The 12982-nt window shown below is 70.4% G+C and carries 12 protein-coding genes; 8 read left to right on the top strand and 4 right to left on the bottom strand.

Annotated features, from left to right (window positions below):
* Nucleotides 1–128: 128 nt before the first annotated feature.
* On the top strand, nucleotides 129–767 hold the full coding sequence (locus GA0070612_RS06245) for a PadR family transcriptional regulator (RefSeq protein ID WP_030331823.1): 639 nt from the start codon (nucleotides 129–131) through the stop codon (nucleotides 765–767).
* Nucleotides 768–790: 23 nt separating this feature from the next.
* Nucleotides 791–1870: an inositol-3-phosphate synthase gene (locus GA0070612_RS06240; RefSeq protein ID WP_088987061.1), complete on the top strand. Its 1080-nt coding sequence runs from the start codon at nucleotides 791–793 to the stop codon at nucleotides 1868–1870.
* A 63-nt stretch (nucleotides 1871–1933) separates the two neighbouring features.
* Here GA0070612_RS06240 and GA0070612_RS31325 read toward each other — a convergent pair whose 3' ends face one another.
* The 3 genes from GA0070612_RS31325 to GA0070612_RS06225 form a co-directional block, all read right to left on the bottom strand.
* Nucleotides 1934–2134 carry a hypothetical protein gene (locus GA0070612_RS31325; protein WP_157742431.1) on the bottom strand — a complete coding sequence of 67 codons (201 nt, stop codon included), beginning with the start codon at nucleotides 2132–2134 and terminating at the stop codon, nucleotides 1934–1936.
* A 182-nt stretch (nucleotides 2135–2316) separates the two neighbouring features.
* Nucleotides 2317–2523 carry a ribbon-helix-helix protein, CopG family gene (locus tag GA0070612_RS06230; protein ID WP_088987059.1) on the bottom strand — a complete coding sequence of 69 codons (207 nt, stop codon included), beginning with the start codon at nucleotides 2521–2523 and terminating at the stop codon, nucleotides 2317–2319.
* 383 nt (nucleotides 2524–2906) lie between these two features.
* Nucleotides 2907–3386, bottom strand: a complete 480-nt coding sequence (locus GA0070612_RS06225; protein WP_088987058.1) for a methylated-DNA--[protein]-cysteine S-methyltransferase — start codon at nucleotides 3384–3386, stop codon at nucleotides 2907–2909.
* A gap of 172 nt (nucleotides 3387–3558) precedes the next feature.
* Here GA0070612_RS06225 and GA0070612_RS06220 point away from each other — a divergent pair, with 172 nt between their 5' ends.
* Both GA0070612_RS06220 and GA0070612_RS06215 read left to right on the top strand, forming a co-directional pair.
* Nucleotides 3559–4080 carry a hypothetical protein gene (locus tag GA0070612_RS06220; protein WP_231924478.1) on the top strand — a complete coding sequence of 174 codons (522 nt, stop codon included), beginning with the start codon at nucleotides 3559–3561 and terminating at the stop codon, nucleotides 4078–4080.
* Nucleotides 4081–4108: 28 nt separating this feature from the next.
* Nucleotides 4109–5644, top strand: a complete 1536-nt coding sequence (locus GA0070612_RS06215; protein ID WP_088987056.1) for a flotillin family protein — start codon at nucleotides 4109–4111, stop codon at nucleotides 5642–5644.
* Between the two features lie 149 nt (nucleotides 5645–5793).
* Here the strand turns inward: GA0070612_RS06215 and GA0070612_RS06210 are convergent, their stop codons facing one another.
* Nucleotides 5794–7254 carry a CCA tRNA nucleotidyltransferase gene (locus tag GA0070612_RS06210; protein ID WP_088987055.1) on the bottom strand — a complete coding sequence of 487 codons (1461 nt, stop codon included), beginning with the start codon at nucleotides 7252–7254 and terminating at the stop codon, nucleotides 5794–5796.
* A 126-nt stretch (nucleotides 7255–7380) separates the two neighbouring features.
* On the opposite strand from GA0070612_RS06210, the gene murJ reads away from it, so the two are divergent.
* The 4 genes from murJ (at nucleotide 7381) to GA0070612_RS06190 (ending at nucleotide 12922) form a co-directional block, all read left to right on the top strand.
* The gene (gene murJ, locus GA0070612_RS06205; RefSeq protein WP_088987054.1) at nucleotides 7381–9135 is read left to right on the top strand and encodes a murein biosynthesis integral membrane protein MurJ; all 1755 of its coding nucleotides are present in this window, start codon (nucleotides 7381–7383) and stop codon (nucleotides 9133–9135) included.
* A 445-nt stretch (nucleotides 9136–9580) separates the two neighbouring features.
* On the top strand, nucleotides 9581–11191 hold the full coding sequence (locus GA0070612_RS06200; protein ID WP_088987053.1) for a protein kinase family protein: 1611 nt from the start codon (nucleotides 9581–9583) through the stop codon (nucleotides 11189–11191).
* Between the two features lie 43 nt (nucleotides 11192–11234).
* The gene (gene sigM / locus GA0070612_RS06195) at nucleotides 11235–11951 is read left to right on the top strand and encodes an RNA polymerase sigma factor SigM (RefSeq protein ID WP_088987052.1); all 717 of its coding nucleotides are present in this window, start codon (nucleotides 11235–11237) and stop codon (nucleotides 11949–11951) included.
* The gene (locus tag GA0070612_RS06190; protein WP_088987051.1) at nucleotides 11948–12922 is read left to right on the top strand and encodes a hypothetical protein; all 975 of its coding nucleotides are present in this window, start codon (nucleotides 11948–11950) and stop codon (nucleotides 12920–12922) included. Before sigM ends, GA0070612_RS06190 begins: the two co-directional genes overlap by 4 nt.
* Nucleotides 12923–12982 lie beyond the last annotated feature (60 nt).

Below are 12982 nucleotides of genomic sequence, written 5' to 3'. Positions count from 1 at the left end.
ATCCGTGACGATGACACCCCGGAGAGGGGGTTTGCCCTGGCCGGTGCGACCCGCTAACGTGCGATGTATCGGTCCGATACATCGCGGCGGTTACCACGTCCCATCGGAGGGTACAGAGAGGGTGGCCAGTGCTTGAGTTCGCCATCCTCGGCCTCCTGCAGGAGTCTCCGATGCACGGCTACGAGCTGCGCAAGGAGTTGACCGCCAAACTCGGCGCCATCCGGGCGGCGATCAGCTACGGCTCGCTCTACCCGACCCTGCGCAGGTTGCAGGCGGCGGGATGGATCACCGAAGCTGCCGAGACGCCCGCCACCGCCGAGGAGGTTCCCGCGCTGACCAGCCGACGAGGTCGGGTGGTCTACAAAATCACCGCGGAGGGCAAGGAACGCTTCGCCCAGCTGATCGCACAGGCGGGGCCCGAGACGTACGACGACACGGGCTTCGGGGTGCACTTCGCGTTCTTCGCCCGGACCGACCAGGCGACCCGCCTGCGCATTCTGGAGGGTCGCCGCCGCAAGATCGAGGAGCGTCGCGAAGGGCTTCGCGACGTGCTGGGCCGGGCGGCCGAGCGCCTCGACGCTTACACCTTGGAACTGCAGCGCCACGGTCTTGATGCCTGTGAGCGCGAGGTCCGTTGGCTGGAGGAGCTCATCGCCAACGAGCGCTCCGGCCGAGCCCCGACGGTCCCGAACATCGGGACAGCCGGCGGCCGACGAGAAGACAACAGCCCGCCTCCGCCTGGAGAGACCAGGAATGAGCGGCCGTGACAGAAAAGAAGGAGGCAGACGCTATGGGCTCCGTCCGCGTCGCCATCGTCGGTGTGGGTAACTGCGCCTCGTCCCTGGTTCAGGGCGTCGAGTACTACCGGAACGCCAACCCGAACGACCGCGTCCCGGGTCTCATGCACGTCGCCTTCGGCGACTACCACGTCAACGCCGTGGAGTTCGTCGCGGCGTTCGACGTGGACGCCAAGAAGGTGGGCATGGACCTCGCGGAGGCGATCGTCGCCAGCGAGAACAACACCATCAAGCTCTGTGACGTACCGCCGACCGGCGTCACCGTGCAGCGCGGCCCGACCTTCGACGGTCTGGGCCAGTACTACCGCGAGATCGTCGAGGAGTCCGACGCCACCCCGGTCGACGTGGCGCAGGCGCTGCGCGACGCGCAGGTCGACGTCGTCGTCTGCTACCTCCCGGTCGGCTCCGAGCAGGCCGCCAAGTTCTACGCCCAGGCCGCGATCGACGCCGGCTGCGCGTTCGTCAACGCCCTGCCGGTCTTCATCGCCTCCGACCCCGAGTGGGCCAAGAAGTTCGAGGACGCGGGCCTGCCGATCGTCGGTGACGACATCAAGAGCCAGGTCGGCGCGACCATCGTGCACCGTGCCCTCGCAAAGCTCTTCGAGGACCGGGGCGTCGAGCTGCTGCGCACCTACCAGCTCAACTTCGGCGGCAACATGGACTTCATGAACATGCTGGAGCGCAAGCGGCTGGTCTCGAAGAAGATCTCGAAGACCCAGTCGGTCACCTCGCAGATCCCGCACGAGATGAGCAAGAGCGACGTGCACATCGGCCCGTCGGACCACGTGCCGTGGCTGGACGACCGCAAGTGGGCGTACATCCGCCTGGAGGGTCGCTCGTTCGGTGACACCCCGCTGAACGCCGAGCTCAAGCTCGAGGTGTGGGACTCCCCGAACTCGGCCGGCGTCATCATCGACGCGGTCCGCGCCGCGAAGATCGCGCTGGACCGGAAGATCGGCGGCCCGATCCTGTCGGCCTCGTCGTACTTCATGAAGTCCCCGCCGGTGCAGTACGCCGACCACGACGCCCACCAGGCCGTCGAGGAGTTCATCGCCGGTGAGGTCCCGCGCTGACCTGCTGAACACCAACAGCATCGGCGAGGGCCGGATCCGAACGGATCCGGCCCTCGCCGCGTCTCAAGCCTTCATCTCCAGGTACGGAGACAGCCGCAGCGCCAACTCGTCGACCGAATCGATCTCACCGCTGGCCAACGCGTCGGTGAGCGCCATCCGCTCCTTGACCGGCATGCGTAGCGTCACCCCGCAACGGATCAGGAAGATCCGCATCGCTGCCCAGGCGAGGCCCGCGTTCCACATGTCGAGTGGGCGCCAGATCATCAATCCGTGCATCAAGGCCGCCGCCCTGTCCAGCACGGTTGGGTAGACGGCCTGCCCCAGGATCCGTGCATGTGGGCGGACCGCCGCAGCGGTGAGGATGCCGCCGTCCCTGACCCGACTGTGCTGGCCCGTGTGCTCGGACAAGAGGATCAACAGGTCTTCCGGCTCGGGCCACGGTTGAATCACCGGTCCCCCAACATCTCGAAGAATTCGGCGTCTTCCTCCAGGACCCGCCGGGCGGCCTGGCGGGTCCACTCGTTGCGCTCCTGACGCTCGAGGTATTCCTGGATCGCCACCTCGACCGTCTTGTGCATCGAGCGGTGTTCCGCCTCGGCCAGCTCCCGAAGGCGCTGCTCGACCTCGGGCTTGAGCGTCAGGGTGAAGGCCATACCGTTTTTGTATAGCTCTTCCGGGGGTACGTCAACCAGACTCGACACCGTCTCTTGCCTCCATCTCCGCAGCCAGCACGTTCGCGTTTCGACCAACGCCGGTGCGGAGAGCGAGGTACGGAGGCACCTGCCTCGAAATGTGTAGCGATCGTCACGTGTTCATCTCCGGCGCGTCGGCCAGGCCTGACGGCAACGGTCGCAGGCCGCCGGGTGGGCGTCGTCGGATGTCGTGACGCCGGCAGGCTTGATCGGCTCGGTCGGGGTATCCCCGACCCCAGGCGGATACCGCCGTTTCGCCGAACTGGAGTGGATCTAGGCGAGCGCCCGCTGGCGATGTCGGATCGCCGCCGGTGGCGGTCACCCGAAAACATTGGCCAGCCGGTCTAGGACCACGCGTGCCGCAGGGCGACAGCGGCTTCCAACTCCAGCAACTTGATCTTGCGCGGCAGGCCTCCACCGAAGCCGACCAGCTTGCCGCCCGCGCCGACGATCCGGTGACACGGCACGAGCACCGGGACCGGGTTGCGGTTGCACGCCACTCCCACCGCCCTCGCCGCCCCGGGGTCGCCGACCAGGCGCGCCACCTCGCCGTACGTCAGCGTCTCGCCGTACGGGATCCGCGTCATCTCCCGCCAAACGGCGCGCTCGAAGTCTGAGCCACGCGGCATCGACACCGGGACGGTGAACGCGGTCAACTCACCGGCGAAGTACGCCCGCAGCTCGGTCACGGCCTGCTGGGACAACGCGTCGCCGGGCTCGTCGACGGCTGCCTCGACCCGGCCGAAGGCCGCGCCACAGACGTTCGTGCCGTCGGTGGCGACGGAGAACTCCCCGATGGGTGAGTCGAGCACAGCCCAGCGCATCCACCCATTCTCCCCGACGCCGCTGCGGGGGTGGCTACCAGCGCCGGGCCGAACGCCACTCCTCGGCGACCCGGATCGCCTCCGGCCGGCGCTGACCCGTTTTCGATCAACACCGAAGGAAGATCCTCTTCGCGTCGAACGGCACCGCCCGACGTTGCGCGCCGTCGATACCGTGCAGGTCGTGGCAACGGGGACGCTGATCTTTCTGATCATCGGTGGGGCGGGCATCGGGGTGCTCGCGCTCGCCCTGCTCGGCACCGAGCTGTTCCAGTTCGGGCACGCCGACGTGGACGGGCCGATCTCGGTCGAGACGGTCGCCGGCTTCGCCGGGGCGTTCGGGTTCGGCGGTGCCATCGTCAACGAGCTGCTCGGTGCGCGTACACCGGGAATGGTCGTCGGCGCGGCGGTCGGCGGCGTGCTCGCGGCGGTGCCCACCGGCTGGTTGGCGTCCCGCCTGAGCCGGGCGGCGCCTAACATGCGCACGGACCCCACCCCCACCCGTGACGATCTGGTCGGTGCGCTCGGCCTGGTCGTCACCCCGGTGCCGGTCGACGGGTACGGCGAGGTCCGGATCCGCCTCGCCGGCCAACCGGTCAAGCTCAGTGCCCGCGCGGACCAGCCGATACCGATCGGCGCCCAGGTGTTCGTCGTGCAGGCGCTCAGCGAGACAAGCGTGCAGGTCGAGACCTACTGATTCACCCCTCGTAGACGGGACTCCCTTTATGGCCCTGCTCATCGCCATCGGCGGCGCGGTCCTCCTCGCGCTCATCCTGGTGCTCTTCGTGCTCTCCCGGATCAAGGTGGCCGGGCCGAACGAGGCGTTCATCGTCACCGGTCGCAAAGGCCGCACCACGCAGACCGCCGACGGCGGACGGTCGACCGACACCTCCGGGCAGAAGGTCGTGCTGGGCGCGTCGGTCTTCGTGCTGCCGGTGGTGCAGAAACTCCAGTCGCTCGACCTGTCCAGCCGACGGATCGACGTCGGCATCCGGGGCGCGGTGAGCAAGCAGGGCATCCGCGCCGACCTGCACGGCGTGGCGATCGTCAAGGTCGGCGGCACCGAGGACGCCATCCGGGCCGCCGCCCAGCGGTTCCTGCACCAACAGGACGAGATCGACAACTTCACCCGGGAGGTGCTGGCCGGCGCGCTCCGCTCGATCGTCGGTCGGCTCACCGTCGAGGAGGTCATCCGGGACCGGGCGGCGTTCGCCAGCGCCGTGGCCGAGGAGGCCGAGCACTCGATGACCAACCAGGGTCTGGTGCTCGACACGTTCCAGCTCCAGGACATCCTCGCCGAGGGCTCCTACCTGCAGGACCTGGGTCGGCCCGAGGCCGCCCGGGTGTTGAAGGACGCGGCGATCGCCGAGGCGCGGGCCCGGCAGCAGGCCGAGCAGGAGCGTCTGCTCGCCGAGGAGGCCATCGCCGAGGCGAACCGGAACCTGGCTCTCAAGCAGGCCGGCATCCAGGCCGAGATCGACGCGGCGAAGGCGAAGTCCGCCGCCGCCGGCCCGCTCGCCCAGGCCGAGCGGGACCAGGCGATCCTCTCCGAGCAGCAGAAGGTCGCCGAGCGCAACGCCGAACTCAAGCAGCGCCAACTGGACACCGAGGTACGCAAGCCGGCCGACGCGGCCCGGTACAAGGTGGAGCAGGAGGCGGAGGCGTCGCGCAACGCGGCGGTGCTGCACGCGGACGCCCAGCGACAGTCGGTCATCGCCGCCGCGCAGGCCTCCGCCGAGCAGGCACGACTCACCGGTGAGGGCGAGCGGGCCCGACGTGCGGCGCTCGCCGAGGCGAACGCGATTGAGGGCGCCAAGGAGGGTGAGGCCGAGCAGCGTCGGCGTTCCGCCATCGCCGAGGCGGTGGAGCGGGAGGGTCAGGCCGAGGCGGCGGCCATCCTGGCCAAGGGTGAGGCCGAGGCCGACGCGATGGCGCGCAAGGCCGAGGCGTTCGCCGCGTACGGCGAGGCGGCGGTGCTGGACCTGCTGGTCAGGGTGCTGCCGCAGGTGGTGGAGGCGGCCAGCGCACCGATCGGCGCGATCGACAAGATGACCGTCATCTCCACCGACGGCGCGTCGTCGCTGACGAAGTCGGTGGCCGGCAACGTGGCCCAGGGGCTCCAGCTCGGCAGTGACCTGACCGGGATCGACCTGGCCGGCCTGCTGGCCCGGCTCGGCTCGGCGTCGACGCCCGGCGGCAACGGCGTCTCGACCGGCAAGGGCACCCCGGCCGTGGACGGGACCGCCGTCGAGACCCGCTGACGCCGTACGCGATGGGCGCCGTTCCCGGTTCGGGGGCGGCGCCTGTCAGATCCACTCGGGTTACCGGAATCCGGGGTGTCCTGGGGATCGGGACACCCCGGATTTCCGTGAAACCGAGTCGGTCACGGCCAGGCGGCGGCCTGCTGGAGCTAGTCGACCAGGCCCTCGGCTCGGGCCCAGCGCAGCAGCTCCACCTCGGCGGCGTCGCGGTCCAGCGGGCCGTGTTCGAGGCGCAGTTCCTTGAGGTGCTTCCACGCCCGACCCACCACCGGCCCCGGCGGTACGCCGAGCAACTCCATGATCGCGTTGCCGTCCAGGTCGGGGCGGACACGGGCCAGGTCCTCCTCAGCCGCGATCCGGGCGATCCGGTCCTCCAGCGCGTCGTAGTCCGCAGCGAGCTGCGCGGCCTTACGCCGGTTACGGGTCGTGCAGTCCGAACGGGTCAGCTTGTGCAGGCGGGGCAGCAGGTCACCGGCGTCAGCCACGTAGCGGCGCACCGCCGAGTCGGTCCACTCACCCCGCCCGTACCCGTAGAAGCGCAGGTGCAGCGCGACCAGCGCGGTCACCTTCGCGGTGATCTCCTTCGGGTACCGCATGGCCTTCATCCGGGCCTTGGTCAACCGCGCGCCGACCACCTCGTGGTGGTGGAAGCTGACCCGGCCGTCGGACCCGACAGCCTTCGTCGCCGGCTTACCCACGTCGTGCAGGAGGGCGGCCATCCGCAGGACGAAGTCACACCCGTCGTCCTCGTGGGAGACGGCGTTCGAGACGACCGTCAGGGTGTGCTCGTAGACGTCCTTGTGCTGCGCGTGCTCGTCGATCTCCAGCTTCAACCCGGTCAGCTCCGGCAGGAACCGCTCGGCCAGCCCGGTGTCGACGAGCAGCCGCAGACCGGTGATCGGGTCGGCGCCGCAGAGCAGCTTGGTGAACTCGTCACGGATCCGCTCGGCGGTGATCCGGTCCAGGTCGGCGGCCATCTCGGTCATCGCCCGGTGCACGTCCGGGTGTACGGCGAAGCGCAGTTGGGCAGCGAACCGGGCCGCCCGCAGCATCCGCAACGGGTCGTCGCCGAACGACTCACCGGGGGTGCTCGGGGTACGGATCACCTTGGCCGAGAGATCGTCCAACCCGCCGTGCGGATCGGTGAACCGGTGCTCCGGCAGGCTGACCGCCATCGCGTTGATCGTGAAGTCCCGCCGCTTCAGGTCCTCGTCGAGGCTGGTGCCGTAGACCACCACCGGGTTGCGACTGACCTGGTCGTACGACTCCGCGCGGAAAGTGGTGACCTCCAGCCGGAGACCGTCGCGCTGCGCGCCGATGGTGCCGAACTCGCGACCGGTCTCCCAGATCGACTCGGCCCAGCCCTTGAGGATCCGGAGCGTCTCGTCCGGGTGCGCGTCGGTGCAGAAGTCGAGGTCGTCACCGAGTCGGCCGAGCAGCGCGTCGCGTACCGAACCACCCACCAGGTGCAACTCGTGACCGGCGCGGACGAAGCGGCGGCCCAACTCGTCGGCGACCGGGGAGACCCGGAGCAGTTCGGCGACGGCGTTGCGCTGCGCGGCGGTGAGTTCGCGGCGGTCGGCGGCGTGGGGAGCGGAGGCTTCGGACATGGGATCGCCAGCTTATCGGGCCGGGGTGTGATCCGATCCGCCGGGCGCGGGTAACGGGTGGGGGTTGACTATGGTCTGTGGCGTGCGGGTCGTCGTCCGACCCGACGTACCCCTGGGAGGCTGGAGATGAGCGGCGGGCTCTACCGCAGCGCCAACGCCGCGCAGGATGGCGGGCCCGGAGCCGGCGTACGTCCGGGGGACGGCGCCACCTTCATCTCCGCCGAGCCGCTGAACCAGCCGGCCCTGGAGTCGACAGCACCGCCGCAGGAGCAGGTGGCCGAGGCGAGCGCGGCGGCCAACAGCGCGGTGATGGCGATCGGCAGCCTGGTCAGCCGGGGTACGGGCTTCCTGCGGACCCTGGTGCTGACTGCCGCGCTCGGTGGCGCGCTGGTCGGTGACGCCTACACCACCGCGCAGATCCTGCCCGGAATGGTCTACGAGTTCCTCCTCGGCGGAATCCTCACCAGCGTGCTGATCCCGGTGCTGGTCCGTCGGCGCAAGGTCGACACCGACGGCGGCCAGGCGTACGCCCAGCGGTTGTTGACCCTCGCGGTGCTGACCCTGGCCGGCGCAGCCCTGCTGGCCGTGCTGGCGGCGGGTTGGCTGACCCAGCTCTACACCAGCGACAACCGCGGACCGGAATACCCGGAGCTGGTCACCAAGCTGTCGTACCTGATGTTGCCGATGATCTTCTTCACCGGGCTCAGCGCGCTGGTCAGCGCGGTACTCAACACCCGGGGTCACTTCGCCGCCCCGATGTGGGCGCCGATCCTCAACAACATCGTGGTGATCGCCACCGCCGGCCTCTACATCGCGATCTTCGGTGCGGAGATCGTGAAGCCGAACGAGATGACCACCGGCCGGATCCTCCTGATCAGCGGTGGCACCCTGCTCGGTGTCGCGATCCAGGCCGCCGGCCTGCTGCCCGCGCTGCGCAAGGTCGGCTTCCGGTGGAAGCTCCGCTTCGACTTCCGGGCGCTCGGCCTGCGTGAGCTGGGCCGGCTCGGCGGCTGGATGTTCTGCTACGTGGCGGTCAGCCAGGTCGGCCTGATCGTGCTGTTCAACCTGCTCAACCGGGCGGGCGACGGGGACGCCGGCGCCCTGATCTACAACAACGTCTTCCTGCTGCTGATGATGGCGCACGGCATCATCGCCGTCTCGATCATCACCGCGTTGATGCCTCGGATGAGCGCCGCCGCCGCCGACGGCCGCTACGCCGACGTGGCCGCCGACCTGTCCCGGGGCACCCGGACGGTCTCCGCGGTGCTCGCTCCGATCGCCGTCTGCTACGCCGTGCTCGCCACCCCGCTGGCGGTGGTGCTGTTCCGCTACGGTGCGTTCAGCGACGAGAACGCCGCCGACACCTCGCTGGTGCTGCTGCTGGCCGCGCTCGCTCTGGTGCCGTTCGCGATCAGCCAGCTCTTCACCTTCGCCTTCTACGCCCTACCGGACACCCGCACCCCGGCGTTGATCAACATTCCGGTCGTGGCGCTGCGGATCGGCGTGCAGATCGTGCTGTTCGCCGCGTTCGCCGCCCACTTCGCAGCGGCCGGGATGATGATCGGCAACGCTGTCTCGTACCTGGCGGCGGCGATCGGCTCCGCCTGGCTGCTCCGTCCGCGGGTCGGCCGGATCGGGCTGGGCCACATCATGCGCACCCTGGGTCGGGTCCTGGTCGCCGCGCTCGGCGCCGCGCTGGTCGGCCTGCTCGTGATCAACCTGCTGCCCGGTGGCGAAACGCCGAGCTGGGCCCAGGCCGTCATCCAACTGGTGATCGGCGGAGCGGTGATCGGCGGGACCTACCTGGGCCTGGCGATGCTGCTGCGGATCAGCGAGATCACCGAGGTGGTCGGCATGGTCCGCCGTCGCCTCGGTCGCTGATCGCCAGCAACCGATCACAACAAGTTGGCACACATACGGAACGTCACTGCGGATCACCAGGCTGGGGATGCGCCTGTGGATAACTCCGCGATTCGCCGGTCAACCACCGCATCGGGCTGTGGATAACCAACCGTACGGCTGAGCGTGGCCGACCGATCGGCGGGAACAGCTCGGTTGTTGGGAGCATCGCACCAGGCCAGCCCCGCCGTCGGTCACTTGCGGTGAAGCCGTAGATTAGCTAGTACATGTGCCAGCAACGTGGCTGACAACGGTCGTAACCGGACGACTTCTCCGACTGCCGGGAACCCGCCAGGTACGGCGGGAAGATGACATGTCGGGGAGACGGGCAACCCGGGTAAGGTCGCTCTCGACGGGTACGGCAGGGACCGACGCTGCGCGTCGAAACCGGTCGGCCGGTTCCTTCAACGGCAGAGCGGGAAGCCACATGCCCAGCAGTGCGGGTCCATCCATCGACACGATCACCGAGGGAGGACGGGTGACCCAGGTCGGCGAGGGTCAGGAGGCGGACGAAAGCGCTCCTCCGGTCATGACCTTCGGTGCTCCCACGGCCGGTGAAGTCCTCGCCGAGCGGTACGAACTGGTTGAGCACATCAACAACGACAGCGCGGGTCGGCTGGTCTGGCGCGGGGTCGACGTCATCCTGCGCCGCCCCGTCGCGGTGGTGCTGCGCTACCCGGGCGGCGACTCCGCCACCGAGATGCTTCAGGCGGCCGTCGCGGCCAGCCGGGTCATCCACCCGAACCTGGTCGGCGTCTACGACGCGATCGACGAGGCCGACCGGGCGTACGTGGTCCGCGAGTGGGTGGACGGGCAGTCCCTGCGGGACCTGACGGCCGACGGCCCACTGGACCCGGCCCGCGCCACCGCGATCGGCAACGCCGTCGCGAGCGCGCTCGCCGCAGTGCACGCCACCGGCATGGTGCACGGCAACGTCCACCCCGGCACCGTCATGATCAGTGACGAGGGCCGCGTCGTCCTGGCGGACGCCCGCACCGACGGTGACGACAGCCAGGAGAACGACATCCGGGCGGTCGGCGGCGTCCTCTACTTCGCCCTGACCGGCTACTGGCCGCACGCGGAGGCACCGCTGCGGGGCGCCACCGCCGGCCACGGCCGTGCCGCCATCCCGGACGCCGTTCGGGACGCCGCCGGTGTCCTCGCCGCACCCCGCCAGGTCCGGGCCGGTGTGCCCGCGTACCTGGACGACCTGACCATGGACCTGCTCGACGCCCAGATCGCCCCGCCGTCCTCCGACGTGCTCGCCGCCGAGCTGGCCCGTCTGGACGTGCCGGCCGAGGAGGAGCACTACCTCGACAACAGCGGGCCGTTGCGGTTCGCCGCCGAGACCGGGGAGGAGCCGTCACCTCTGGCCGCCGCCGGGGGGCGCAAGGTCGCCCTGGGCATCGCCGGTCTGCTGGTGGTCGCCCTGGTCGGCCTCCTGATCGGGATCAGCACCCTGGGCGACGACGGCGACAAGAGCTCGCAGGCCAACCAGCCTCCCGCCCCCACGTCCAGCGCACCGGCCGGCGAGGCCACCCCGGCCGCCAACGAGGTGCGCAAGCTGACGGTGAAGAACGTCCGGATCATCGACCCGGACAGCAAGAACCGCAGCGAGGTCGGCGGGGCCGAGAAGGTCATCGACGGTGACGAGGACAAGGGCTGGGAGACCGAGACGTACCGGGACCGGCCCAACTTCGGCAACCTCAAGAAGGGCATGGGGGTCTGGCTCGACCTCGGCGAGCCGCACAGCGTCAAGTCGGTGCAGGCCGTGCTCTCGGCGTCCGGCGCGTCCGCCCAGCTCATGTCCGGCACGACCAACCCGCCGTCGAACTCGAACGGCGACAAGCAGCTGGTCGCCAACTACACGGACCCCATCGGGCAGCCCTTCGAGGACCACGACGGCACGACCATGGCGTTCAACGGGTTCGACGCCGACAAGAAATACCAGTACCTGCTGTTCTGGATCACCGAACTGCCCCCGTCCGAGGGCGGCTTCAAGCTGGGCGTGCAGGAGATCACGGTCCAGGGGTCGTGAGCCGGACGGCTTCCTCCTGGCACTGCTTCCACAGGACGTGGTGATGGACGGGCACGCCGCAGCTACCGATCTGGAGCTGCTGCGTGCCCACGTCGACGGTGATCCGCACGCCTTCGCCGAGCTGTTCCGCCGGCACCGCGACCGGCTCTGGGCCGTGGCCCTGCGTACCCTCGGGGACCGCGAGGAGGCAGCCGACGCTCTCCAGGACGCGCTGCTGTCCGCGCACCGGGCCGCGGCGCGGTTCCGGGGCGACTCCGCGGTCACGACCTGGCTGCACCGCATCGTGGTGAACGCCTGCCTCGACCGGATCCGTCGCCGGCAGGCGCACCCCACCGTGCCGCTGCCCGACGGCAACCGCGCCGAGGACGGCTCGGGCGCCGGCGGGCCCGAGCCGGCAGCCCCGGCCCCGGACCACGACACCGCGCTGGTGGTCCGCGAGGCGCTCGCCGCGCTGCCCCTCGAACAACGCGCCGCACTGGTGCTGGTGGACGTCCAGGGTTACCCCGTCGCCGAGGTCGCCCGCATCCTCGACGTCGCCGAGGGGACGGTGAAGAGCCGCTGTGCCCGGGGCCGGGCCCGGCTGGCGGTGCTGCTCGGGCACCTCCGCCCCGCCGTGGTCGCCGCACCCTCGCCCCGGCCGGACCTCGCCGGCCTGACCGGTGACGTGCCAACCGTCACTCCGGGGAACCCGGGCCCGGCGGAGGGCGTCGGATCGAGGTCGAGCCGGTACCGGCGGGACGCCAACCAGGAGGACACGTGACGGCCGAGGGGTTCCGGGAGGTCGACGGCGACCTCCTCGCCGACTACCTCGGCGGGGCGTTGGACGGCACCCCGCAGCAGGAGGAAGTCGCCCGACTGGTGTCCACGGACCCGGCCTGGGTCGAGGCGTACGCACGGCTGGCACCCGCGTTGACGGAGGTCCGCGCGAGCCTGGCCCGCTGGGCCGAGCCGGCACCGGAGATGCCGCCGGCGATCGTCGACCGCATCTCCGCCGCGCTGGCGACCGCGGAGCCGACGTCCGGCGAGAGCACAGTGCGCGCCGGGGAGGCCGCAACGCCGGTTGCCGTACCGGTCCAGGGCGGGGCTGGTCGCCGGCTCCCCATCCGTACCACCCGGGCGTCCACCGACCCCGGTCGACGCTGGCGGGAGGCGGTCCGTCACGGCAGGCCGGTGGCCGCCGTCCTGGTCGCCATCGCGGCGGTCACGCTGGGCCTCAACCAGCTGGCAAGGAGCAGCTCGCAGGACACGAGCGGCACCGCCGCCGTGGACCGGCCGGCCAGCGCGCCCGAGGGCGTCGCGGAGGCCGGCCCGGCCCGCACCACCGGGCCGCCACTCCGCAGCGGTACGGACTACTCCCCACAGACCCTCGGCAACGAACAGGGCACCATGCAGAGCGCGCCGAGCTCCAGCCGGGCGACCGGGAACACGTCCGGCACCCAGCCGCAGGTGGACGCCGGTGGGAGTCGACGTCCCATGAGTGACGGGCTGGACCAACTGGCCCGACTCACCGGCGAGGCCGCACTGAAGACCTGTCTGACCACCGTGACGACGGAGCACGGGAACGGCCCGCTGGTGGTCGACGTGCTGGACTACGCCCGGTTCCAGGGCGAGCCGGCACTGGTCATCCGTTTCACCGACGCGACCGGGGCCCGCTGGGCCTGGGTGAGTGGCCCGGAGTGCGGGGTGCCCGGGTCCGGCTCGGACAGCCGGTATTCGTCGCGGGTAGGGTGAATCCACGGTCGATGGCGCGATGACCGCCCACGTGACCTGACCCACCGGATGCCCGGCTCG

Source organism: Micromonospora chokoriensis, assembly GCF_900091505.1.
Lineage (GTDB): Bacteria > Actinomycetota > Actinomycetes > Mycobacteriales > Micromonosporaceae > Micromonospora > Micromonospora chokoriensis.
This window is presented reverse-complemented; position numbering and strand designations above follow the sequence as displayed.

Coding starts and splice junctions, on each gene's coding strand:
- GA0070612_RS06240 (WP_088987061.1), top strand. CDS start 791: ATGGGCTCCGTCCGCGTCGCCATCGTCGGTGTGGGTAACTGCGCCTCG.
- GA0070612_RS31325 (WP_157742431.1), bottom strand. CDS start 2,134: ATGATCTGGCGCCCACTCGACATGTGGAACGCGGGCCTCGCCTGGGCA.
- GA0070612_RS06230 (WP_088987059.1), bottom strand. CDS start 2,523: ATGGCCTTCACCCTGACGCTCAAGCCCGAGGTCGAGCAGCGCCTTCGG.
- GA0070612_RS06225 (WP_088987058.1), bottom strand. CDS start 3,386: ATGCGCTGGGCTGTGCTCGACTCACCCATCGGGGAGTTCTCCGTCGCC.
- GA0070612_RS06215 (WP_088987056.1), top strand. CDS start 4,109: ATGGCCCTGCTCATCGCCATCGGCGGCGCGGTCCTCCTCGCGCTCATC.
- GA0070612_RS06210 (WP_088987055.1), bottom strand. CDS start 7,254: ATGTCCGAAGCCTCCGCTCCCCACGCCGCCGACCGCCGCGAACTCACC.
- murJ (WP_088987054.1), top strand. CDS start 7,381: ATGAGCGGCGGGCTCTACCGCAGCGCCAACGCCGCGCAGGATGGCGGG.
- GA0070612_RS06200 (WP_088987053.1), top strand. CDS start 9,581: ATGCCCAGCAGTGCGGGTCCATCCATCGACACGATCACCGAGGGAGGA.
- sigM (WP_088987052.1), top strand. CDS start 11,235: ATGGACGGGCACGCCGCAGCTACCGATCTGGAGCTGCTGCGTGCCCAC.